At 66.2% G+C, this 24,285-nt stretch carries 20 protein-coding genes; 9 read left to right on the forward strand and 11 right to left on the reverse strand.

From position 1 onward, the window contains the following. Positions 1-16 precede the first annotated feature (16 nt). Complete coding sequence (locus AC4JJG_RS17855; protein WP_495401812.1) at positions 17-1,576, reverse strand: amino acid permease; 1,560 nt, start codon at positions 1,574-1,576, stop codon at positions 17-19. Between the two features lie 248 nt (positions 1,577-1,824). Here AC4JJG_RS17855 and AC4JJG_RS17860 point away from each other — a divergent pair, with 248 nt between their 5' ends. Both AC4JJG_RS17860 and AC4JJG_RS17865 read left to right on the forward strand, forming a co-directional pair. Next, positions 1,825-2,481 carry a TetR/AcrR family transcriptional regulator gene (locus AC4JJG_RS17860; protein ID WP_495401813.1) on the forward strand — a complete coding sequence of 219 codons (657 nt, stop codon included), beginning with the start codon at positions 1,825-1,827 and terminating at the stop codon, positions 2,479-2,481. A 76-nt stretch (positions 2,482-2,557) separates the two neighbouring features. Then, positions 2,558-3,046 carry a MarR family transcriptional regulator gene (locus tag AC4JJG_RS17865; RefSeq protein ID WP_495401858.1) on the forward strand — a complete coding sequence of 163 codons (489 nt, stop codon included), beginning with the start codon at positions 2,558-2,560 and terminating at the stop codon, positions 3,044-3,046. A gap of 134 nt (positions 3,047-3,180) precedes the next feature. Here the strand turns inward: AC4JJG_RS17865 and mmsB are convergent, their stop codons facing one another. The 3 genes from mmsB to AC4JJG_RS17880 form a co-directional block, all read right to left on the reverse strand. Then, positions 3,181-4,056, reverse strand: coding sequence for a 3-hydroxyisobutyrate dehydrogenase (gene mmsB / locus AC4JJG_RS17870; RefSeq protein ID WP_495401859.1), 876 nt, complete (start codon positions 4,054-4,056; stop codon positions 3,181-3,183). Positions 4,057-4,120: 64 nt separating this feature from the next. After that, complete coding sequence (locus tag AC4JJG_RS17875; RefSeq protein WP_495401814.1) at positions 4,121-5,296, reverse strand: acyl-CoA dehydrogenase family protein; 1,176 nt, start codon at positions 5,294-5,296, stop codon at positions 4,121-4,123. Positions 5,297-5,300: 4 nt separating this feature from the next. After that, a complete protein-coding gene (locus tag AC4JJG_RS17880) occupies positions 5,301-6,854 on the reverse strand; it encodes a CoA-acylating methylmalonate-semialdehyde dehydrogenase (protein WP_495401815.1) in 1,554 nt (517 codons plus the stop codon). A gap of 181 nt (positions 6,855-7,035) precedes the next feature. On the opposite strand from AC4JJG_RS17880, the gene AC4JJG_RS17885 reads away from it, so the two are divergent. Then, the gene (locus AC4JJG_RS17885) at positions 7,036-7,497 is read left to right on the forward strand and encodes a flavodoxin domain-containing protein (protein WP_495401816.1); all 462 of its coding nucleotides are present in this window, start codon (positions 7,036-7,038) and stop codon (positions 7,495-7,497) included. Here the strand turns inward: AC4JJG_RS17885 and AC4JJG_RS17890 are convergent. Then, a complete protein-coding gene (locus AC4JJG_RS17890) occupies positions 7,414-8,352 on the reverse strand; it encodes a DMT family transporter (protein ID WP_495401817.1) in 939 nt (312 codons plus the stop codon). The genes AC4JJG_RS17885 and AC4JJG_RS17890 overlap by 84 nt on opposite strands. A gap of 132 nt (positions 8,353-8,484) precedes the next feature. On the opposite strand from AC4JJG_RS17890, the gene AC4JJG_RS17895 reads away from it, so the two are divergent. From AC4JJG_RS17895 to AC4JJG_RS17910, 4 genes are all read left to right on the forward strand, one after another. Beyond that, positions 8,485-8,772, forward strand: a complete 288-nt coding sequence (locus tag AC4JJG_RS17895) for a hypothetical protein (protein WP_495401818.1) — start codon at positions 8,485-8,487, stop codon at positions 8,770-8,772. Beyond that, the gene (locus AC4JJG_RS17900) at positions 8,769-9,278 is read left to right on the forward strand and encodes a SixA phosphatase family protein (protein ID WP_495401819.1); all 510 of its coding nucleotides are present in this window, start codon (positions 8,769-8,771) and stop codon (positions 9,276-9,278) included. Before AC4JJG_RS17895 ends, AC4JJG_RS17900 begins: the two co-directional genes overlap by 4 nt. Positions 9,279-9,303: 25 nt before the next feature. Further along, entirely contained in the window at positions 9,304-9,954 is a 651-nt protein-coding gene (locus AC4JJG_RS17905) for a DUF4126 domain-containing protein (protein ID WP_495401821.1), read from the forward strand. Positions 9,955-10,015: 61 nt separating this feature from the next. Then, complete coding sequence (locus AC4JJG_RS17910; RefSeq protein WP_495401822.1) at positions 10,016-10,387, forward strand: ArsR/SmtB family transcription factor; 372 nt, start codon at positions 10,016-10,018, stop codon at positions 10,385-10,387. 15 nt (positions 10,388-10,402) lie between these two features. On the opposite strand, the gene AC4JJG_RS17915 is transcribed toward AC4JJG_RS17910, so the two are convergent. Then, the gene (locus AC4JJG_RS17915) at positions 10,403-11,398 is read right to left on the reverse strand and encodes an esterase/lipase family protein (protein ID WP_495401823.1); all 996 of its coding nucleotides are present in this window, start codon (positions 11,396-11,398) and stop codon (positions 10,403-10,405) included. A 10-nt stretch (positions 11,399-11,408) separates the two neighbouring features. After that, entirely contained in the window at positions 11,409-12,584 is a 1,176-nt protein-coding gene (locus AC4JJG_RS17920) for a DNA polymerase IV (protein WP_495401824.1), read from the reverse strand. A 170-nt stretch (positions 12,585-12,754) separates the two neighbouring features. On the opposite strand from AC4JJG_RS17920, the gene AC4JJG_RS17925 reads away from it, so the two are divergent. Together AC4JJG_RS17925 and AC4JJG_RS17930 are read left to right on the forward strand one after the other, a co-directional pair. Then, positions 12,755-14,155 (forward strand): lipase family protein, encoded by a 1,401-nt coding sequence (locus tag AC4JJG_RS17925; RefSeq protein ID WP_495401825.1) that lies wholly within the window; start codon positions 12,755-12,757, stop codon positions 14,153-14,155. Positions 14,156-14,251: 96 nt separating this feature from the next. After that, positions 14,252-14,626 carry a VOC family protein gene (locus AC4JJG_RS17930; RefSeq protein WP_495401826.1) on the forward strand — a complete coding sequence of 125 codons (375 nt, stop codon included), beginning with the start codon at positions 14,252-14,254 and terminating at the stop codon, positions 14,624-14,626. A gap of 54 nt (positions 14,627-14,680) precedes the next feature. On the opposite strand, the gene AC4JJG_RS17935 is transcribed toward AC4JJG_RS17930, so the two are convergent. The 4 genes from AC4JJG_RS17935 to AC4JJG_RS17950 form a co-directional block, all read right to left on the reverse strand. Further along, positions 14,681-18,637 (reverse strand): DNA-directed RNA polymerase subunit beta', encoded by a 3,957-nt coding sequence (locus tag AC4JJG_RS17935; RefSeq protein WP_495401827.1) that lies wholly within the window; start codon positions 18,635-18,637, stop codon positions 14,681-14,683. A gap of 46 nt (positions 18,638-18,683) precedes the next feature. Next, on the reverse strand, positions 18,684-22,175 hold the full coding sequence (gene rpoB / locus AC4JJG_RS17940) for a DNA-directed RNA polymerase subunit beta (RefSeq protein WP_495401828.1): 3,492 nt from the start codon (positions 22,173-22,175) through the stop codon (positions 18,684-18,686). A gap of 403 nt (positions 22,176-22,578) precedes the next feature. Continuing rightward, positions 22,579-23,595, reverse strand: coding sequence for a hypothetical protein (locus AC4JJG_RS17945; RefSeq protein ID WP_495401829.1), 1,017 nt, complete (start codon positions 23,593-23,595; stop codon positions 22,579-22,581). After that, the gene (locus AC4JJG_RS17950; RefSeq protein WP_495401830.1) at positions 23,595-24,209 is read right to left on the reverse strand and encodes a hypothetical protein; all 615 of its coding nucleotides are present in this window, start codon (positions 24,207-24,209) and stop codon (positions 23,595-23,597) included. The genes AC4JJG_RS17945 and AC4JJG_RS17950 overlap by 1 nt, the downstream gene beginning before the upstream one ends. Positions 24,210-24,285 lie beyond the last annotated feature (76 nt).

The raw sequence follows: 24,285 nt of genomic DNA on the forward strand, positions 1-24,285 counted from the left end.
CTGGTTCGGGTCGGGGTCAGGCGGGATTCGGAAGCGAAACGGCTTTGGCGGCCAACGGATAACGGTGCTGCTTGCCACGCGGGTAGCAGGCGATGCCGATCAGGATCGTCGCCGCGATGCAGATGGGACCCGCCCACCGCAGGATCGGCATCTCCCCCGCCGGGTCGAAGACCTCGGCACGGGGCCACGCCAGATTGACGACCATCAGGCTGCCGTACAGCACGGCGAGGGCGTTGATGACGATGCCGAATCGCCCCATGGTGAACAGCTTTCGTCCCTCCGCATCGACGGTCACCGCCCCCTTCGGCCAGCCCTGCAGCCGCCGCCACAGCATCGGTGCCGTGACCGCGAGGTAGGCGAGGTAGATGAGGATGATGCACACGCTGGCGAGCGTCGCGAAGATCGCGGAGTTGCCGACATTGACGAGGAGCACGCCGATGCACAGCACGCCGACGACGATCGACGGCAGGATCGGGGTACCGGTGCGGCGGTTGACGTGGGACAGCTTGTCGGAGAAGGGAAGCCGGTTGTCGCGAGCCATTCCGAACATCAGTCGGGAGCAGGCGGTCTGGATGGCCAGGGTGCAGATGACGATGGCGATCGCGACGTCACACAGCAGAACCTTGCCCCAGAAGCCGCCGAGTACCGAGTTGAGCACGTAGGGCAGACCGCCCGCGGCCAGTTCCTCGCCGAGTGTCGGTGCCGCCATCAACGCACCGAGCAGCATCAGGCCGCCGCCGACCGCGGAGACGGTGAGCGCCATCCGGATGGTGCGCGGAGCGACGCGGCGCGGGTTGCAGGTCTCCTCGGCCAATTCGCCTGCCGAACCGAAGCCGACCATCACGTAGGCGGCCATCAGGCCGGACACGATGAACGCCCAGATGTAGCCGGGCTGCTGGCCGGGCAGGCCGGTGTCGAAGACCACCGACGGTCCGCGCCGGGCGTGGGTGAACAGTGCCAGCACCACGGCGGTGACACCGATCAGCTCGCAGGCGACACCGATGTTGTTGACCCGGCTCATCCAGCGCACGCCGATGCAGTTGATGGTGGTGACCACCACCAGCAGCAGCGAGCCGAGGAGCACGGCGTTGGCCGCACCGGAACGGCTGGTGAGCGTCGGATCGTCGCCGATGATCTGGAATCCGCTCCACACGGTGGGCAGGACCACCTGCAGGGCGAGTGCCGCGGCGGAGGCGGTGACGATCTGGGCGATCATCATGAACCAGCCGCCGAACCAGCCGACGACCTCTCCGCCCATGCGGCGCGACCACTGATAGATGGCACCGGAGATCGGATACCGGGCGGCGATCTCGGCGAAGCACAGCGCCACCAGCAACTGGCCCACGTAGACGGCGGGCCAGGTCCAGAAGAAGGCCGGTCCGCCGAAGCCGAAGCCGAGGCCGAAGAGCTGGAAGATGGTGGTGAGGATGGAGACGAAGGAGAACCCCGCGGCGAAGGACGCGAACGTGCCGAGCGAGCGATGCAACTGGGGTTCGTAGCCGAGGCCGGCGAGGTCGTCGGCATCGGCGCGGGCGGACGCGGCGGTGTCGACGGGAGGCTGCGCGGTGAGTGTCATGTGTCGGGCTCCAGAGCGGGAGTGTCGGATGAGATCGCGGATGCGACGCTCTCCGTTGAGTCGTCGACCTTGGGATACAGGGAACAGTCGCGCAATTTCTGTCGGGTGACAGGTTTGTTTCGGCGCCGATAATCGATGCAACGAACTCGTTAACCGCCGCTCACCGCGAGTCCCGGACAGCGCGCGAACGTGGCGACTGACCTAGGCTCGATGACGTAGGGACCAGCGCGATTCACGGGAGGTATGCCATGACGGGGCAGGTATCCATCCCCCGGACAGTGGGAGCGGTTCCGTCTGGACCGGGCCGCCCGCGACTGCTCGGACCAAAACGTTCGGGCGACAGTGCGCGTGACGAGATCCTGGATGCCGCGGCCGAACTGTTTGTCCGGCACGGCTATACCGGTACGTCCACTCGGAAGATCGCCGAGGCGGTCGGCATTCGCCAGGCGTCGCTGTATCACCACTTCCGTACCAAGGACGACATCCTCGCCGCTCTGCTGTCCACCACCGTCGACCGGTCACTGGTCCGCGCGCGTGAACTCCTCACCACCGACGGTCCCGCACTCGACCGGCTGCTGCGGCTGGCCCGCTTCGACATCGAGCAACTCGCTTCTGCGCCTTGGAATCTCGGAGCGCTCTACCTGCTCCCCGAGGTGGCCGAACAGCATTTCACCGAATTCCGCAGTGCACGTTATGAACTCGCACGGGCCTATGAATCACTGGCCGCGGCGGCCGTCGGGGATGCGGATGACACCCGCACTCTCCTGCCGTTGCGGCTGGTGGAATCGGTCATCATGCTCCGCGCCGACGAAGAACACGGAGAGCTCGGCGGGCACACCGTCGACGAACTCGTCGACAGCCTCGTCCGCACGATTCGCCTCGTCCTCACCAGCCCCGCCGATTAGCCGTTCCGACACGGACTCCGATGTCCGCCGGGACCGTGTGGTCGCACCGACTATGCTGATCACCATGGGCCGCAGTATGGATTTCGACCCGATCGCGCAGGCGCGGGACAATTGGGCCGAGGCAGGGTGGGGAGACGTGGCCGACGGCATGGTCGCGGTGACCTCGATCATGCGGGCCCACCAGATCCTGCTCGCCCGCGTCGAAGCCGCGCTGCGGCCATACGATCTGACCTTCTCGCGCTTCGAATTGCTTCGGCTGCTGGCCTTCTCGCGACGCGGCTCACTGCCCATCACCAAGGCCAGCGTCCGCCTCCAGGTGCACGTCACCAGTGTCACCCACGCGATCCGCCGCCTGGAGGAAACCGACCTCGTCCGCCGGGTCCCCCACCCCACCGACGGCCGCACCACCCTCGTCGAGATCACCGACCTGGGCCGCTCGACCGTCGAGGACGCCACCACCACCCTCAATCGCGAGGTCTTCGCCGACGTGGGCATGACCGACGGCCAGGTGAACGGCCTGGTCACCGCGATCCAATCCCTCCGCCATCACGCCGGGGACTTCTGAGTCGGCGGTCTCGATACGCGCCGTGCTCGCTGCGCTCACTCGTCGCTACTCGACCAGCGATCCATTACCCAATTCGCCGGTCGAGTAGCCGCGAACGGAGTGAGTGGCGTATCGAGACCGACGGTGATCGTCCCTCAGTGCAGCGACGTGATGATCGCGCTGAAGTCCAGATCCGAATGCTGTTCGGCGAAGGCCTTGTACAGCTGCGCGGCATGGGTGCCGAGCGGCGCGCGACTGCCGGTGCTCATGACGGCATCCATGGCGAGGCCGAGGTCCTTGTTCATCAGTCCGGTGGCGAAGCCCGGCTTGTAGTCGTTGTTCGCCGGGGAGGTCGGGACGGGTCCGGGCACCGGGCAGTTGGTCTGCACTGCCCAGCAGTTGCCGGTGGCTCCGGTGATGACGTCGAAGAGCGCCTGATCGGACAGACCCAGCTTCTCGGCGAGGACGAAGGCCTCACCGACGGCGATCTGCTGGACGGCGAGCACCATGTTGTTGCAGACCTTCGCCGCCTGACCCGCGCCGGCGTCACCACAGTGGATGATCTTGCCCGCCATGGGATCCAGAGTCGAACGCGCAGCGGCGAACGCCTCGTCCTCACCGCCGACCATGAACGCGAGCGTGCCCGCCACGGCCCCCTTCACCCCGCCCGAGACCGGTGCGTCGACCTGGGCGAAGCCGTGCTCGACGGCCTGCGCGTGGATCGCGCGGGCGTCGTCGACGGAGATCGTCGAACTGTCGATGAACAGGGCGCCGGTGGGGGTCGCGGGGAGGATCTCGGCGTAGAGGTTCCGGACGATGGTCCCGTTGGGCAGCATGGTGATGACCACTTCGGCGGCGCCGACCGCCTCCACCGCACTCGCATAGGTCGTCACGCCGTTGTCCTCTGCGGCCTTCACCGCCTCGGGCACCGGGTCGAATCCGTGCACGGTATGTCCGGCCTTCACGAGGTTCGCGGCCATCGGGCCGCCCATGTTGCCGAGCCCCAGAAATGCGATCGTCGTCATCCGAATGTCTCCTGACCTGTGAAATCCGCTGAATTGTGCTGCGCTGCCGGGACTGTCACGTCACCCGCGATCAACTCTCCCGGAAGTTGTTCGCGATGGAGCGGCCGACGACCACCCGCATGATCTCGTTCGTCCCCTCCAGGATGCGGTGTACCCGCAGATCCCGCAGGATTTTCTCGACGCCGTATTCGGTGAGGTAGCCGTATCCGCCGTGCAACTGGAGCGCCTGGTCGGCCACCGTGTAGCAGTTGTCGGTGACGAACCGTTTGGCCATGGCACACTGTTCGACCTTGTCGGGCGCATCGGCGTCGAGCGCGGCCGCCGCACGCCACAGCATCAGCCGCGATGCCTGGAGCGCGGTCGCCATGTCGGCCAGGGTGAAACGGATCGTCGGCTCGTCGATGAGCGCCGATCCGAAGGCCTTCCGGCCGGCCACGTACGCCGCCGCCTTGTCGAAGGCGGCCTGTGCACCGCCGAGGGACGAGGCGGCGATGTTGAGGCGCCCGCCGTTGAGCCCGTTCATCGCGATGCTGAAGCCGATGCCCTCGGTGCCGCCGAGCAGGTTGGCCGCCGGGACGTGCACGTCGTCGAGGATCACCTGCGCCGTGGGCTGCGCATGCCAGCCCATCTTCCGTTCCTGCGCACCGAAACTCAGGCCCGGGGTGCCCTTCTCCACCAGGAAGGCGGAGATGCCGCGTGGGCCCTCGCCCCCGGTGCGCGCCATCAGCACGTACAGGTCACTGGCGCCGGCACCGGAGATGAATTGCTTCACCCCGTTGAGGACGTAGCCGTCGTCGGTGGCGACCGCACGGGTCGACAATGCTGCGGCGTCGGAACCGGCACCGGGTTCGGTGAGGCAGTAGCTGGCCACCGTCTCCATCGACGCCAGCGCCGGAACCCACTGTGTGCGTTGCTCGTCGGTGCCGTACTTGTCGACCATCCACGTGCACATGTTGTGGATGGACAGGAAGGCGGCGACTGCCGGGTCGGCGTAGGCGAGCTGCTCGAAGATCCGGACGCCGTCGAGGCGGCGCAGCCCGCTGCCCCCGACCTCCTCCGAACAGTAGATCGCGCCCATGCCGAGTTCGGCGGCCTCGCGGAGTTCGTCGACCGGAAAGTGGTGGGTCTCGTCCCATTCCAGCGCGAACGGCGCGAGTTTCTTCGCCGCGAAGGCCGCCGCGGTCTCGACGATGACGCGCTCGTCGTCATCGAGACCACCGTCGATCGGTGCGTTGATGGTGGTCAAGAGATCAGTCCATCGTCGGGATGACGAATTCGGCGCCATCCTTGATGCCGGACGGCCAGCGCGTGGTCACCGTCTTGGTCTTCGTATAGAACTGGATCGACGTCGGGCCGTGCTGGTTGAGATCACCGAAGCCCGACCGCTTCCAGCCGCCGAAGGTGTAGTACGCCACCGGAACCGGGATCGGTACGTTCACTCCGACCATGCCGACGTTCACGCGGGCGGTGAAGTCACGGGCGGCATCGCCGTCCTGGGTGAAGATGGCGACACCGTTGCCGTACTGGTGATCGGAGGCCAGCGCGAGCGCCTCCTCGTAGTCGTTCGCCCGCACGATGGCCAGCACCGGGCCGAAGATCTCGTCGGTGTAGATCGACATGTCCTTGGTGACATGGTCGAAAAGGGTTGGGCCGACGAAGAATCCGTTCGAGATGTCGGCGTCACCGAAGGACTGCTCGTCGCTGCCGCGTTCCCGTCCGTCGACGACGATCTCGGCACCCTCCTCGGCGCCCTTCGCGATGTATCCCTTCACGCGGTCGAGCGCGGCCGCCGTCACGAGCGGACCGTAGTCGGCCTTGGGGTCGAGGCTGTGTCCGACACGCAGGGCGTTGACCTTGTCGACCAACTTGGCGCGCAGGCGATTCGCGGTCTCCTCGCCGACCGGCACCGCGACACTGATGGCCATGCAACGCTCACCGGCGCTGCCGTAACCCGCACCGATCAGCGCGTCGACGACCTGATCCATATCGGCGTCGGGCATGACGATCATGTGGTTCTTGGCACCACCGAAGCACTGCGAGCGCTTGCCGTTGCGGGCGGCGTTCTCGTAGATGTACTGGGCGATGTCGGAGCTGCCGACGAATCCGAGCGCCTGCACGTCGGGGTTGTTGATCAGGGCGTCGACGGACTCCTTGTCGCCGTGGATCACCTGGAAGACGCCGTCGGGAAGGCCTGCCTCGGTGAAGAGTTCGGCCAGACGCACCGGCACGGACGGGTCGCGTTCGCTGGGCTTGAGGATGAAGGCGTTGCCGCAGGCGAGTGCGGGTCCGGCCTTCCACAGCGGGATCATGGCCGGGAAGTTGAACGGCGTGATGCCGGCGACCACACCGAGCGGCTGGCGGATCGAGTGCACGTCGATGCCCGCGCCGGCACCTTCGGTGAACTCACCCTTGAGCAGATGCGGGATGCCGATGGCGAATTCGATGACCTCGATGCCGCGCTGGATATCGCCCTTCGCGTCCGGGAAGGTCTTGCCGTGTTCGAGGGACAGGAGTTCGGCGAGTTCGTCGGCGTTCTGGTTGACCAGGTCGACGAACTTCATCATCACGCGCGCACGACGCTGCGGATTCCAGGCAGCCCATTCACGCTGAGCTTCGACGGCGGTGGCGACGGCGGCGTCGACCTCTGCGGTGGACGCGAGCGGCACACGGGCGGCGACGGCACCGGTGCTCGGATTGAAGACGTCGGCGAACCGCCCGTCGGCGACGGTGACGGTCGCGCCACCGAGGTAATGCGGGATGGTGCGCACGTCGCCGGCGGTATCGGAGGAAGTGGAGTCGGACACGGGATCACCTGGATTCACGATCGGATGTCTGTGGGGTCACCTTCGATAGTAGGACATCCAAGTAAATATCCCAACCCCGTGGCCGATCGCACAGCGCCGAAGCCGACAAATAAGGGTAGCCTTAGTTACATTGTCATTCCTGTGTTCGGGCGACCGCCCGCACCGTTCGAGAGGAGCCGAAATGTCTGTCGTCATCCTGTACGGAACCGAGACCGGCACCGCCGAATTGGTCGCCGACGCGATCGCGGACGTATTGGACGCCGATTTCGACACCTCGGTCCACGACATGACCGAGTACGCGGTCGACCGTCTCGATCCCGCCGACTTCGCGGTCGTCGTGTGTTCCACCTACGGTGACGGCGAACTCCCGACCGGTGCCGAACCGTTCGCCGACGCCCTCGAGGCGGAGAATCCGGATCTGACCGGACTGCGCTTCGCGGTCTTCGGCCTCGGCGACATCGTCTACGACGACACCTTCAATCGGGGCGGCGAGATCATGGCCGAGATGCTCACCGCTCGCGGAGCCCGACAGGTCGGCGAACATGCGCGCCACGACTACTCATCGTCGGTCCGGCCCGCGGTCCTCGCCTCCGAGTGGGCCCGCGGCCTCGCCGGACTCATCGACCCCGTGCCCAGTCGCTGACACCGTCGTCTCCGATGAGTCGCCCGCGTGCTCCTCGTACCACTCGGCCCGGGCGGCCGCGAGCTTGGTCAGTTCGAGAACCGACCGCACCATGGCCCCGAGCACCAGACCGAGGAAGATCGCGGTCGGTACCGACACGTGCAGGTTCTCGCCGAGCAACAGGACGCCGAGTGCCATCGACACGACGAGTTCCATCACCGTCAGGGCGGGGAACGACGTCTGCAACTCCCCCGCACCGAAGGCCCGCTGCTGCGCCACGATCGCAAAGACCGCGACCACCGCGAACAGGTAGATCTCCGGCCGGGAAAAGGTGTGCGCGAAGTGATGGAAGAGCTGGTAGATCACGGCTTTCACGAGCAACGCGGAGACACCGAACAGCACGCCCGCGGTGACGCCGTACAGCAGCGCCTTGTAGTGCCGGTTCGATCGCTCCGCGGCCACCACGCACAGCAGCAGGCCGATGATGACACCGCTGATGGTCGCGACCATCAGCAGATCGTCGGGCCGTCGGGGTGACGGTTCCGGACGCGAGACCACCAGGAACACCGTCACGCACGCGACGAGCAGTACACCCCACATCCACTCGACGCGCAGCGGCCTGCGACGATCCGCCCAGGCCTCCATCGGCAGCGCGAACAGCACCGTGAACATCACCAGCGGCTGCACGAGAAGAATGGAGCCGAGTCCCAGGGCCGCGGCCTGCAATGCGAATCCACCGAGCGCGATCATCGCGCCGATCCACCATTTCCAGGTGATCGCACCGCTGGTGTGCGATTCACGCTGCCGCAACACCGTGCCGCCGGCGATCAGCAGTGCTGCCGCCACCGCCAGCACGGCGGGAACCCAGGAATGCACCGGTTCAGGGTAATGGTCAAGCGACCCGACGGCTGAACCACGCGTGGGCATCCGCTGCCGACACGCCATCCGACCTCGCGATTCCCGGTGTGGCGGCGCGAACCTGTCGGGGAGTCGTCGTACGTTGTTCACATGCGACACCGGTCTGATCTGGAACGCCTGGCCACCCTGGACGCGGAGACCATCACACTCGTATGCGAGTCCGCCGACGCGGCACGCCGCGTACTCGATGATGCGGTGGACGAATACCTGGAGATGGACGCCATCGCCGACGAACTGCTTGCCGCCGGCGCCGACGAGGACTCCGTGTTCCATCGTCAGGAGGCGGCAGCCTGGCGTGCGACGGTGACCGTGCTCCGCACCGTCCTCACGAGCACCGACACCGGCAGTCGGAGCACCATCCGTGTGGAGGTCGCATGACCCGCACGCTGATACTGATGCGCCACGGCAAATCCGGCTATCCGGCGGGCGTCGGCGATCACGAACGGCCACTCGCCGAGCGCGGTGACCGGGAGGCCGCCCTCGCCGGCGCATGGATGGCCGACGAAGGAATGCACGTCGACGCCGTTCTCTGCTCGACGGCCACCCGCACACGCGAGACGCTGGCGCGCACCGGCATCGACGCACCCGTCACCTATATCGACGACATCTACGGCGGCTACCCCGAGCAGATCCTCGAGGCGATCCGCCTCTACGCGCCCGAGGACGCCTCGACGGTCCTGGTCGTCGGACACGAACCCGGCATGCCGGCCACGGCCGTGACACTCGATCCGAATGGTCATATCGACCGTTTCCCCACCTCCGCCTATGCGGTGGTGACCGTCGGTGTGCCCTGGTCGGACCTCGGACTGACGGTCGACCCGGCGGCGCGACTGGCCGGGGTTCGCATTCCCCGCGAACCGCTTTCGCCCGAATCCACCGACTGAGCCGCACACGCATTACAGTCCAGTCATGCTCGAAATGCTGACGGGGGCCGGGCTCGCCGCGTCGGCCGGGCTCAACGCCTACATACCGCTGCTCGTACTCGGCATCGCCGGCCGGTACATCGACGTCATCCAGCTGCCCGCCGCCGCCAACTGGCTCACCAACGGCTGGGTCCTCACCATCCTGGGCGTACTCCTCCTCATCGAGGTGATCGCCGACAAGATCCCTGTCGTGGACACGGTCAACGACGCCATCCAGACCGTGGTTCGTCCCACCTCCGGCGGCATCGTGTTCGGGACGGGTGCGGCGTCGGAGACGGCGGTCGTCACCGATCCCGGGAGCTTCTTCACCAGTTCCGCCTGGGTGCCGGTGATCGTGGGCATCGTCATCGCGCTGCTGGTGCACATCGGCAAGGCGACGATCCGTCCGCCCGTGGACGCGGCGACGGCCGGTGTCGGAACCCCCGTCGTGAGTTCGGTGGAGGATGTGGGCAGTGTCGCGATGTCGGTGCTCGCGCTGGTCGCCCCTGTTGTCGCACTCGTGGTGCTGATCGTCGGGCTCGCGCTCTTCTGGTGGGGATACCGGAGGTTCCGACGCTTCCGCGATCGGTTCGGGGCACGGGTCCGTCGCTTGCGCGGACACACCGGCGAGACGGACGGAGCTCCGGCGGCGCCCTGATATATTCGGTTTGAGTGATTCGTGCAATCCGTCAATCGCGGGGGCCGGGAAAGTGGGCTGTATGTCGGCAACCGTCAACGGACGAGAACGACCGTTATACGAGATCAAGGCCAATCTCTTCAAAGGTCTGGCGCACCCGGCGCGCATTCGCGTCCTCGAGGTATTGAGCGCCAACATCGAACCGACCCCGGTCAGTGAACTCCTCACCATCACCGGGCTCGAACCAACCCTGCTGTCCCAGCATCTGGCCGTACTGAAGCGACATCACGTCGTCATCAGCGAACGTGTCGGCAACGCCGTCTTCTACGAGCTGGCACACCCCATGGTGTCCGAACTCCTCGTCATCGCCCGCACCTTCCTGACCGACACCGTCGGTGCCCAGCGTGCCCAGTGGGATGTCATCGCGTCGTTGCCGCCCGTCGTCCGGCACTGACCGACGCCTGTGCGGTCACGCGCCGGCGAACGGGGCCACGGGCACACACGGCACCGGACGCCCATGTGCCGGATCGAGTGCGTTGAGGACCAGCGCGGCCGACCGCCGGTTGGCGACGATCGTCATGTGATCCGACCGGTCCGCCGGACAACCGCTCTGCACCACGATGTTTCGTACGTCGGTGCCGGGCGGGCCCGGTAGCAGTCCGGCGGTATAGGGCGTGACGATCTGATCGTGTCTGGTGACGATATTGGTGTAGCGGATACCCGGTAAGTACGGAGTCGGCTCCCGCACGGCGCGATTGAAGTTCACGTCGGGCGGCGACACACAGCCCGCGCAATTCGCCGGAGTGAGCGGCGGGGTCAACGGCGGAATACCGAGGAGGCTCTTGACGTCAGCCACCAGTTCGCTACGGGCATCGTCCTCGTCGGGCTGCTGACGCCAATAGGGTGCCAGGGACACGTAGTGCGCCACCGATTGTCGGCCGCCCAGGTATTTCACCCAGTAGGTGGGGATCTCCGTGCCGAGTGAATGTCCGACGATGTCGACCTGCGCAGCACCGGTCGCCGCTCGCACCCGATCCACGAACACCTTGATCTGCCAGGCCGAATCGGTCTTCACTCCCATACCGCCGACCGCCGATATCGGCCACACGGTCCCGAGCCCGCCGTAGGTCGGGGCGAAGACGCAGTAGCCCTCATTGGCCAGCACCGGTGCCAGCGTGCCCCAATTGGTCTGTCGCCCACCGCCACTGCCGTGCAGCAGAACCACCGGTCGCGGATGGCGCGCAGTGGGCCGGCAGCCGAAGTCGTTGGTGCCGGGCAATGAACCCCCGGGATGTGCGAGTTCCGCCCGAATACCGGATGCGAAGTCGTAGACGACGGGTAGTCGCGGCTGCGCCGACGCGACCGGCACGGCGGTCAGGGCGGACAGCAGCACGGCGACCGACAGGATGAGTAGGCCACCGAGCGGATGTCGCGAAGACCGTTGCGGTGACGACATTCTCGTCATGTCTTCCTCGTCATGTCGTCGCCCGCGTATCCGGTGAGTGATCGAGATCGGTTCCAACATCCTCGTCCTCGTCGACGACCAGGTCGAGCCGGACACCGAGAAGCCGCACCGGACGGTCCTGCTCGAACCGGTCGAGCAACTCCGCGACGACCGGCAGGATCGCGTCGAAGGACTGCGTCGGCTCGGGCAACTTGCGCGATTTGGTGCGGGTGTAGAACGTCGACGTGCGTACGGTGACGGCCACCCGGAACACCATGCGCTGCTCATCGACGGACTGGTCGAGCACCTCCCTCGTGAGTTCGGTTGCCGCGGCGTGGATCTCGGATCGATCGAGGAGGTCGGCTGCAAAGGTCCGCGATTTCGAGTGGGAGCGGGCCAGCCAGGGTTCCACGGTGATCGTCGGGTCACCGCCACCCCGGCACAGCACATAGAGCCAGTTGCCCTGATGCGGCCCGAAGATCTCGATCAGCTCGTCGCGCGGGGTGTCGATCAGTTCACGGACCGTGCCGACGCCGTGATCGACGAGTTTGGCCGCGGTCTTCGGCCCGACGCTCCACAGGTCGCGGCAGGGCCGGTCCCCCATGAGCGACAACCAGTTCCGGCCGTCGAGGAGGAATACCTTGTCGTCGGCGGCCTCGGCGAAACCGGCCTTCGCGAATCCGGTGGCCATCTTCGCGCGCTGTTTGTTGTCGCTGATGCCGATCGAGCACGCCAGGCCGTTGGTGTCGCGCACCGCGGCCCGCAACTCGCGTGCGCGGGCGCGAACCTGCTCGTCGCCGAGTTCGACCGCGTCGCCGATCGGCCGGCCGTCATCGTCGATCGGTCCGATGCCGAGGTATGCCTCGTCCCATCCCCACACCTCCACCGGATGGCCGAAACCGCGCAGGACGTCCATCACGCCCGCCGAGGCGACGTCGTAGGCATCGGTGTCGAGCGGCAGATACACGGCGTCGGGCATCTTGCGGTGCGCGTTGCGCAACGGCATGCCCGCCCGCACCCCCTGCGCACGCGCTTCGTACGACGCGCAGGTCACGACCTTGCGCGCCTCGGTGGGGTCACCGTTGCCGCCGACGATCACCGGCACACCGGCGAGTTCCGGGCTGCGCAGTCTCTCGACCGAGACCTGGAATTGGTCGAGGTCCACATGCAGCAGCCATCGGAAACGTTGCGCCTGCCCTTCAGCCACAGGACCAGCGTAATCCGCTGTCCCCGATTTGTTTGCCGCTGATCGCATCGTGATCGGTTCCGGGAATGCCGCCATTTCGTCGTCATCGAGTCGTCGGAGTGGCTATCGTTACCGCCACTCGACGTCGGACGGGGCCGATGCGCCGGGGGACCACTGATCGAGGGGGACGTATGTGGGTTCGGCTATGGCGGGTTCTGGCGGTCTCGATGGCCGTGGTGCTGACGGCGGCGACCGGAGCGGCGCTACGGGCCGACGCCCCCGCGTCGGCAACACCGGCGCCACCGCCCGACGCCTTCTACACCCTGCCCGCGGGATGGCAGAAGGCGAAGCCCGGCGACGTGCTCCGCTCACGACCCGTCACGGCGAAGATGATGCAGATCTTCCCGATGAATGTCCGGGCGTGGCAGCTGCTGTACCGCAGCACCGGCGCGAACGGTGAGCCCTACGCCGCGGTCACCACTCTCCTGCTACCCGCGGGGCCATCTCGCCCTCGAGCCTTGCTGTCTTATCAGTCGGCGACCGATTCCGTGATGCGCCAATGCAATCCGTCGTACGGACTGATCCGCGGGTTTCCGCTGGAGCCGACGAGCCCGATCGGACCGCTGACCTTCCCGACGGCGGCGGCCGAGGTCGCGCTGGCCTTCGCCGGTCTGGAGCAGGGCTGGGCCGTCGCACTGCCCGACCACGGCGGCGTCGACAACCGTTTCCTCACCCCGCGGCAGCCCGGATACGCGGTGCTGGACGGAATCCGGGCCGTCGAGAGCTTCCGGCCGGCCCGATTGACGGGTGCATCCACGCCCGTGGGCATGTGGGGCTACTCGGGCGGAGGCATCGCCTCGAGCTGGGCCATCGAGGAGCAGCCCACGTACGCACCGGAGCTGAACATCGCGGGCGCTGCCCTCGGCGCACCGGAACGGTCGTTGCAGATGTCGGTCCACACGGTGAACGCGACGCCACTGGCCGGACTCATCCCACTCGCGCTCGGCGCGATCCTCAAGGACGAGCCAGCACTGCTCGGTCCGCTTCGCAAATACGTGAAACCCGAAGCGGTGCGCCAAATCCGGGACACGCAGAGCTCCTGCCTGGGCCAGAACGCGCTCAAACACCTCTGGTACGACATCCACCGGTATCTCAAGGTTCCGCTGCGGACCGTGCTCAACGATCCGATCGTCAAGGCCGCTCTCGACGAACGCGGGATCAGCGGCAAGAGCCCGACGGCACCGACCTATGTGTACAACGGCGTCACCGAAGAAGTCGGCCCCATCGCGGGAGCCGATGCGATGGTGCGCTCGTACTGCACTGGCGGCACACCGGTGACCTACCGTCGAGAGGCGTTGCCGCCCCGACCGATCCCGCAGCTGATGACCACCCACGGGGTCGTCGCGGTGACGGGCGCCCCCGGCGCGCTGCACTGGCTCAAACAGCGGCTGACACAACGCATCCCGCCCCGGCCGGGATGCGACATCCGAACCATCCCCTCGGCGACACTCACCCCGGAGGGACTGTCCGAACTCGGCCCGGTGGTCAGCAGTGTCATCCTCGGCACGCTCGGGGTGCCTGTCGGTCGCTGACGGGCGTTCGGAGCGATCTCAGTCAATCAGGACCGAAATTGTCCGCGATCGTCGGTTGAATAGCGGTACCAACGTCACCAACCGAAGGATCTGATCATGAACTGGACGCTCGAAGTCGCCATGCTGCCCGTCACCGACGTGGACCGGGCCAAGGAGTTCTACACCCGCATCGGCTTCCACCCCGATCACGATCATGTCGTGTCCGAGGACCTCCGATTCGTCCAGATGACCCCGCCCGGGTCAGCCTGCTCGATCGCCTTCGGCACGGGCATCGTCGACGGCTCCGCCCCGACCGCGGGCATCCACATGTTGTGCGTCTCCGACATCGAGGCCGCCCGCCAACAGTTGCTCGACGCCGGTGTGGAGGTCAGCGAGGTCGACGTCCAGGCGTGGGGACACTTCGTCTACTTCGACGATCCCGACGGCAATCACTGGAACGTCCAGTATCTCCCCTATCGCGACAACGACTGACCCCCGCACCCTTGCGGGATACGGGGGTCAGTCAGTCGATTGTCGCGCGAGCGACTAGCGGTAATCCGTGGAGTAGCCGTAGTCGTCGAGCGGGACCGCAGCACCGGACGGGGCACCGAAGGTGCCGTCCGGGCTGTAGTAGGTGTCGTCGTAGGACGGCACCGCGTACGCCGCGGCACGCGCTTCCTCGGTCGGCTGCACCTGGATGTTGCGGTACCGGTTGATGCCGGTACCGGCCGGGATCAGCTTACCGATGATCACGTTCTCCTTGAGGCCCACGAGCTTGTCGCTGCGGCTGTTGATGGCCGCATCGGTCAGCACGCGAGTGGTCTCCTGGAACGACGCCGCCGACAGCCACGACTCGGTGGCCAGCGATGCCTTGGTGATACCCATGAGCACCGGACGGCCGGCCGCGGGCTCGCCACCCTCGGCGACGACCCGACGGTTCTCCGACTCGAACTCCGAACGCTCGGTGAGCGAACCGGGCAGGAACTCGGTGGCACCCGAATCGATGATCGTCACGCGACGCAGCATCTGACGGACGATCGTCTCGATGTGCTTGTCGTGGATCGACACACCCTGGCTCCGGTACACCTCCTGGACCTCGTTGACGAGGTGGATCTGCACCTGGCGGGGACCCATCACGCGCAGCACCTCGTGCGGATCGGCCGCGCCCTCCATGAGCTGCTGACCGACGTCGACGTGGTCACCGTCGGCGAGCAGACGCTCGGAGCCGTCCTCGTGCTTGAACACACGCAGACGCTGACGCTTCGAGATCTTGTCGTAGACAACCTCTTCCGAGCCGTCGTCGGGAACGATGGTGATCTTGTAGAAACGATCGTCGTCCTCGAGACGCACGCGGCCGGAGACCTCGGCGATCGGGGCCTTGCCCTTGGGGACACGGGCCTCGAACAGCTCCTGGACACGCGGCAGACCACCGGTGATGTCGTCACCGACGCCACCCTGGTGGAACGTACGCATCGTCAGCTGGGTACCGGGCTCACCGATCGACTGGGCCGCGATGATGCCCACGGCCTCGCCGATGTCGACGAGCTTGCCGGTCGCCATCGAACGGCCGTAGCACATGGCGCAGACGCCGGTGCCGGTCGCACAGGTGAGGACCGAACGGACCTTGACCTCGTCGATACCGGCCGCGAGGAGTGCCTCGATGGCCGGGTCGCCCAGGTCGTGTCCACGCTCGACGATGACGTTGCCGTCGGCGTCGACCGCGTCGGCGGCCAGAGTCCGGGCGTAGGCCGCGGTCTCCACGTGCGGGTCGCGGATGATCGAGCCGTCCGGCTGCTTCTCGCCCAGCGGGACGATGATGCCGCGCTCGGTGCCACAGTCGGTCTCGCGCACGATGACGTCCTGGCTCACGTCGACCAGACGACGGGTCAGGTAACCCGAGTCGGCGGTACGAAGTGCGGTGTCCGCCAGACCCTTTCGGGCGCCGTGCGTGTTGATGAAGTACTCCAGCACGGTCAGGCCCTCGCGGAACGAGGACTTGATCGGACGCGGGATGAACTCACCCTTCGGGTTGGTCACCAGACCCTTCATGCCCGACAGGTTACGAACCTGCGTCAGGTTACCGGTGGCACCCGACTTCGGGATCATGATGATCGGGTTGTCCTCGGGGTAGTACTCCTCCATGACCTTGCCGACCTCTTCGGTGGCCTGCTTCCAGATCTCGACCAGCGCGTCGCGCCGCTCGTCCGGGGTCAGGGCACCGCGCTGGAACTTGCGCTCCAGACCATCGGCACGCTCCTCGTAACGCTCGAGGATCTCGGCCTTCTGCGGCGGCACGAGCACGTCGGACATGGCGACCGTGACACCCGAGCGGGTGGCCCAGTAGAAGCCCACGTCCTTCAGCTTGTCGACGGTCTGCGCGACGACGATCATCGGGTAGCGCTCGGCGAGATCGTTGATGATCGCGGCCTGACGCTTCTTCGGCATCTGCTCGTCGACGAACGGGTACTCGATCGGCAGCAGCTCGTTGAAGAGCACCCGGCCCAGCGTGGTCTCGGTGGTCCACGGCTGGCCGTAACGCCATCCGTCCGGGAACTGCTCGGCCTCGATGTCGGCGGGCGGACGCTGATCGGTCAGCCGCACCTTGATCTTGGACTGCACGGTCAGGACACCGCGGTCGACGGCCATGATTGCCTCGGCCGGGCTCGAGTACACGCCCTCCTCGGGGTGATCCTCGGTGGCCGGCTTGTATTCGCCTTCCGCACCCTCCTTGAGGGTGGTCAGGTAGAACAGGCCGGTCACCATGTCCAGACGCGGCATGGCCAGCGGGCGACCCGACGCGGGCGACAGGATGTTGTTCGAGGACAGCATCAGGATGCGTGCCTCGGCCTGCGCCTCCGCGGACAGCGGCAGGTGCACGGCCATCTGGTCACCGTCGAAGTCGGCGTTGAACGCCTCACACACGAGCGGGTGCAGCTGGATGGCCTTGCCCTCGACGAGCTGCGGCTCGAAGGCCTGGATGCCCAGGCGGTGCAGCGTCGGCGCACGGTTCAGCAGAACCGGGTGCTCGGCGATGACCTCTTCGAGGACGTCCCACACGGCGGGGCGCTGACGCTCCACCATGCGCTTGGCCGACTTGATGTTCTGCGCCTGGTTCAGGTCGACCAGACGCTTCATCACGAACGGCTTGAACAGCTCGAGCGCCATCAGCTTCGGCAGGCCGCACTGGTGCAGCTTGAGCTGCGGGCCGACCACGATGACCGAACGGCCCGAGTAGTCGACACGCTTGCCGAGCAGGTTCTGACGGAAACGACCCTGCTTGCCCTTGAGCAGATCGCTCAGCGACTTCAGCGGGCGGTTACCCGGTCCGGTGACCGGACGGCCGCGACGACCGTTGTCGAACAGGGCGTCGACCGACTCCTGCAGCATCCGCTTCTCGTTGTTCACGATGATCTCGGGCGCACCCAGGTCGATCAGTCGCTTGAGGCGGTTGTTGCGGTTGATGACGCGACGGTAGAGGTCGTTCAGGTCGGAGGTCGCGAAGCGGCCACCGTCGAGCTGAACCATCGGACGCAGCTCCGGCGGGATCACCGGGACGGCGTCGAGCACCATGCCGAGCGGGCTGTTGCCCGACTGCTGGAACGCGGCGACGACCTTCAGACGCTTCAGCGCGCGAAGCTTCTTCTGGCCCTTGCCGTTACGGATGGTGTCGCGCAGCGACTCGGCCTCGGCGTCGATGTCGAAGTTCTCCAGGAGCTTCTTGATCGCCTCGGCACCCATCGCGCCGGTGAAGTACTCACCGAAGCGCTCGTCGAGCTGGCGGTACAGCTTCTCGTCGATGATCAGCTCGCCCGGGCTCAGCTTGGTGAAGCGGTCCCAGATCTCCTCGAGCTCGTCGATGGCGCGTTGCGCGTGATCGCGCATCCGCTTCATCTCGCGCTCCGCACCGTCGCGCACCTTGCGGCGCACGTCGGCCTTGGCACCCTCGGCCTCGAGCTCGGCGAGGTCGGCCTCGAGCTTCTGCTGACGCTCGTTCAGGTCGACATCGCGCTGATCGGCGATGGCCTTCTTCTCGACCTCGATCTCGGCCTCACGGGTCGACAGCTCCGCGTGGCGCAGCTCGTCGTCGACCGACGTGATGACGTAGGCGGCGAAGTAGATGATCTTCTCGAGATCCTTCGGCGCGAGGTCGAGCAGGTAACCGAGACGGCTCGGCACACCCTTGAAGTACCAGATGTGCGTGACCGGCGCGGCCAGCTCGATGTGGCCCATCCGCTCACGACGCACCTTGGCGCGAGTGACCTCGACGCCGCAGCGCTCGCAGATGATGCCCTTGAAGCGGACACGCTTGTACTTGCCGCAGTAGCACTCCCAGTCGCGAGTCGGTCCGAAGATCTTCTCGCAGAACAGGCCGTCCTTCTCCGGCTTCAGCGTGCGGTAGTTGATGGTCTCCGGCTTCTTGACCTCACCGTACGACCAATTGTGGATGTCATCGGCCGTGGCGAGGCCGATCTTCAGTTCATCGAAGTAGTTGACGTCGAGCACTATTTACCTTTCCAGAGCTCTTCTTCGTCTAGTGGTCGTCGGAGTGTCAGTTGGCGAGGTCGTCAACGGTCGCGGACTCGTTGCGCGACAGGTTGATGCCCAGGTTCGCCGCGGCGCGCTCCAGGTCCTCGTCGTCGTTGTCGGCCATCGTGATGGCGGCACCGTCCGAGGACAGCACCTCCACGTTCAGGCACAGCGACTGGAGTTCCTTGAGGAGCACCTTGAACGACTCGGGGATACCCGGCTCCGGGATGTTCTCACCCTTGACGATCGCCTCGTACACCTTCACGCGGCCGACCACGTCGTCCGACTTGATCGTGAGCAGCTCCTGCAGGGTGTAGGCGGCGCCGTAGGCCTGCATGGCCCAGCACTCCATCTCACCGAAGCGCTGACCACCGAACTGCGCCTTACCGCCGAGCGGCTGCTGCGTGATCATCGAGTACGGACCGGTCGAACGCGCGTGGATCTTGTCGTCGACCAGGTGGTGCAGCTTGATGATGTACATGTAGCCGACCGAGACCGGGTACGGGAACGGCTCGCCGGAGCGACCGTCGAACAGCGTCGCCTTGCCGTCGCCGTTCACCATCACGTCGCCGTCGCGGTTCGGAAGCGTCGAGGACAGCAGTCCGGTCAGCTCCTCTTCCCGCGCACCGTCGAACACCGGGGTGGCCGTGTTGGTGTCGGGCTCCGCCGAGTACATGTCCTCGGGCAGCTTCGACGCCCAGTCCGGCACGCCGGAGGCCACGTTGATGTTCCAGCCGGCCTTGGCGACCCACCCGAGGTGGGTTTCCAGGATCTGGCCGATGTTCATACGACGCGGCACACCGTGGGTGTTCAGGATGATGTCGACCGGGGTGCCGTCGGGCAGGAACGGCATGTCCTCCTGCGGGAGGATCTTGCCGATGACACCCTTGTTGCCGTGGCGGCCTGCGAGCTTGTCGCCGTCCTGGATCTTGCGCTTCTGAGCCACGTACACACGCACGAGCTCGTTCACGCCGGGAGCCAGATCGTCGTCGTCGTCGCGGCTGAACACGCGCACACCGATGACCTTGCCGGTCTCGCCGTGCGGCACCTTCAGCGACGTGTCGCGGACCTCGCGGGCCTTCTCACCGAAGATGGCGCGCAGCAGGCGCTCCTCCGGGGTCAGCTCGGTCTCGCCCTTCGGGGTGACCTTGCCGACCAGGATGTCGCCGTCGCGGACCTCGGCACCGATGCGCACGATGCCGCGCTCGTCGAGATCCGCGAGGACCTCGTCGGAGACGTTCGGGATGTCCCGGGTGATCTCTTCGGCACCGAGCTTGGTGTCGCGGGCGTCGATCTCGTGCTCCTCGATGTGGATCGAGGTCAGGGTGTCCTCTTCCACGAGGCGCTGCGACAGGATGATCGCGTCCTCGTAGTTGTGGCCCTCCCACGGCATGATCGCGACGAGCAGGTTCTTGCCCAGCGCCATCTCACCGTTCTCGGTGCACGGACCGTCGGCCAGCACCTGGCCGGCCTCGACGCGCTGACCCTCGTCCACGATCGGACGCTGGTTGGCGCAGGTGCCGTGGTTGGAGCGCGCGAACTTCCGCATGCGGTAGGTCTCGCGGCTGCCGTCGTCGTCCATGACGGTGATGTAGTCGGCCGAAACCTCTTCCACCACACCGGTCTTGCCGGACACGATGACGTCACCGGCGTCGACCGCGGCACGCAGCTCCATGCCGGTACCGACCAGCGGCGACTCGTTACGCACCAGCGGCACGGCCTGACGCTGCATGTTCGCACCCATCAGGGCGCGGTTCGCGTCGTCGTGCTCGAGGAACGGGATCATCGCGGTCGCGACCGACACCATCTGGCGCGGCGAGACGTCGAGGTACTCGACCTGATCGACCGAGACGAACTCGACCTCGGCGCCCTTCTTGCGGACGAGAACGCGGTCGTCGGTGATGCGGCCGTCGGCGTCGACGCCGATGTTCGCGTTACCGATGTAGTAGCGGTCCTCTTCGTCGGCGGTCATGTAGACGATGTCGTCGGTGACGACACCGTCGACGACCTTGCGGTACGGCGTCTCGATGAAGCCGAACGGGTTGACCCGCGCGTACACGGCGAGCGAACCGATCAGACCGATGTTCGGACCCTCGGGGGTCTCGATCGGGCACATGCGGCCGTAGTGCGACGGGTGTACGTCACGGACCTCGAGGCCGGCGCGCTCACGGCTCAGACCGCCCGGGCCCAGCGCGTTGAGGCGGCGCTTGTGGGTCAGACCCGAGAGCGGGTTGTTCTGGTCCATGAACTGCGACAGCTGCGACGTGCCGAAGAACTCCTTGATCGCCGCCACGACGGGACGGATGTTGATCAGGGTCTGCGGCGTGATCGCCTCGACGTCCTGGGTGGTCATGCGCTCACGCACGACACGCTCCATACGCGACAAGCCGACGCGGATCTGGTTCTGGATCAGCTCGCCCACGGTACGGATACGACGGTTGCCGAAGTGGTCGATGTCGTCGACCTCGACCGGAACCTCGACGCCACCGGGCACGGTCATGTGCGTGGTGGTGTGCGGGTCGGCCTCGTGCAGGCGCACCAGGTACTCGACGGTCGCGATGATGTCCTCGCGGGTCAGCGTGGAGGCGCCGCCCATCGGGTTGGCGACCAGACCCAGCTTCTTGTTGACCTTGTAGCGGCCGACGCGTGCGAGGTCGTAGCGCTTCTCCTTGAAGAACAGGTTCTCCAGCAGGTTCTCCGCCGACTCACGGGTCGGTGGCTCGCCCGGGCGCAGCTTCCGGTAGACCTCGAGCAGTGCCTCGTCCTGGTTGGCGGTGTTGTCCTTCTCCAGGGTGGACATCATGATCTCGGAGAACCCGAAACGCTCGGTGATCTCCTCGTTGGTCATGCCCAGCGCCTTCAGCAGCACGGTGACCGGCTGCCGGCGCTTGCGGTCGATGCGGACACCGACGGTGTCACGCTTGTCGACGTCGAATTCCAGCCATGCGCCACGGCCCGGGATGACCTTCACGGTGTGCAGGGTCTTCTCGGTCGCCTTGTCGATGGCGGCATCGAAGTAGATGCCCGGCGAACGGACGAGCTGGCTCACCACGACACGCTCGGTGCCGTTGATGATGAAGCTGCCCTTGTCGGTCATGATCGGGAAGTCGCCCATGAAGACGGTCTGCGACTTGATCTCGCCGGTGTTGTTGTTGATGAACTCCGCGGTGACGAACAACGGCGCCGCGTAGGTCATGTCCTTGTCCTTGCACTCCTCGACGGAGGCCTTGACCTCGTCGAAGTGCGGATCGGAGAAGGACAGGGACATGGAGCCGGAGAAGTCCTCGATCGGCGACAGCTCACGGAGGACGTCGTCGAGTCCGCCCGTCGGGTTCTCCTCGCCTCGGGAGATCGCCTTCGCGCGCCATTCCGGGGATCCGACGAGCCACTCGAACGAGTCGAGTTGTACGTCGAGGAGTCCCGGTACCTCGAGCGGCTCACTGAACTTTGCGAACGAAGCGCGGTGAGGCGCTCCGGGGATGGTTGTTGAGGTGGACTGGCGGTCGAGTGCCAAGATGCGTCCTTCCAACACGAAGTGTCTACCTAGCCGGTGCGTGACCCGATGGGGTCCGTTCGCTGGTGACTAACCGTCGAACCGGTGATCACCACGAGACACACAGGGGTGTGGCCAGAGGAAGGATCGAAAGGTGGACAGGAGGCAGCCAGCGCAACGTCCAACTGTACCAGAAAATAGACGCCCTTTGTCAAGTGACGTCTGACACGATTTCGCACGGGTGGCTGCCTGCACGTCGATCGCTGCTGACAGCGTGGCGCGACGACGACCGTTCGTCAAGCGCTACGCGCGATTTTTACCAACTTTGCCGTCAACAAACCGTTCTGACCACGGCGAATCATGCGCTCGACACGCCCGCGACACAACGGTCCCCGCAATTCGGACACAGGCAACGGGCGACGGCTCAGAAAACCTCGACCTCGTTGATGAGCCACTGATCGTCGCGCTTGACCATGGCGAACTGGTAGCGGGGCGCGCCGCTCTGTCCGTTCAGGCCCGCCATCTGCTGGCTGACGATCATATTGACGAGCACACGAGCGCTGGTGCCGTCGCCGCTCAGGTCCGCGACACCGACGGACTCGACGCGGCAATCCGCGACGGCCTGCGTCTGGCCGAGGATCTTCTTCTGCTCGGGCAGGTATTCGTCGAAGGTCTTCAGTGCGGGACCGGTCAGTGCCGAACGCGCCTGTTTCGCCCACTTGTCCACGTCGGTGGAGGTGACGGTCAGGAAACACGCCTTGTCCTGCACCTGCGAGGTCAACTCGGTGGTCGCGGCGCGATCGACGAAGGCCCGGTTGTCGGAGGGCTCGGCACCCGGATGCAGGGCGCCGATCACCGCGATCACCGCGAGGACCGCGGCGAGGACACCCAGCACGACCATGGTGCGATTGCCGAAACCGAACCCGCCGGCGCGCGGAGGTGTCGTGGAACGGGAGCCGGTCGACGGACGGGCCTTCCCGGTCGTCGACGTACGCGTGGTGCCGGTGTCCCCGGGCCGTAGGGTGGACACCCGCGCCACCCGGCGTTTGCCCGACGGTTGCGGACGATCGCCGTCGGCCTTGTCCCTGTCGACGCCATCCGTCTCGGCGGACTCCCCCTCGACGACCTCCGTCCCGGGCACATCGTCAGCAGTCACATCGTCGCCGGCACTATCGTCGCCGACGTCGTCCGAGACCACCGATTCGGTTGCCGCAGTGGCTGTTTCGTCATCGCGCGCCGGTTCCTGCGCAGCCTCATCGATCTTGCTTGCCGCAGGGGGGCTTTCGGTGGAGAGGTCGTCGGCGGTGACATCCTCCGGCACCGATGCGGGTGACGTGACCTCCGACCCCTCGGCGGGGCGCTTCGACGTCTGGCGGCCTGCGATGCGCGGAGTCGACGACCGGTTCGGGTTACGGCGCGGACGGCGTGGATTGGTTGCCATCAGTTCCCTCCCGTCCCTGCGTTACCGGGCGCGGCCGGTGCGGGTGCGCCCTGCTGCCCCGGCTGCTCCTCCATCGGAATGGAGTTCAGCGGCACGATGTCGTTGGCCTTCCAGCGGTCGCCGTCCTTGGTCATGCCGACGGAGAATCCCATCATCTGGCTGACGCCGCCGTCCTTCGGATCGTTCAGCTTCTTGGCGGTGGTGGTCACGTACACGAGCACCTTGGCCGAGTTCTCGTCCGCGTCGACCTCCACCGGCGCCGAACGCACCAGCCGCGAGGTGAGCGCCGAGACGTCGTCGCCGGCCTGCTTCAGACGGCCGTCGAGGTTGGTGATGTCCTGTGGGGAGATCTGCTCGAGTGCCTTACCCGTGAGGGAGGCATCGACGCGCTTCTTCCACTCGTCGGTCTCGCGGGGATCCACCGACGTGACGTTGAGGATCGCGGTCTCGGCCCCGTCAACGGCGCCGTCGCGCGCCGACTGGATGGGCTTGTCGACGAAATACGCCTGGTAGCCGTGATATCCGAAGATCACCGCGCACACCAGCGCCGCGATCACCGCGAGCAGGGCCAGCACCGAGAGCACGGCGCGGGCGGGAGAAGAGGTTCTGGTCATCGGCCGTCACTGTAGTAGTTCGCACCTGAGAGCACCCCAAGCGTGCCCGCGCAACCGAATGTCGCGGGGCACGTGC

This window comes from Gordonia sp. B8661-1 (genome assembly GCF_059427765.1).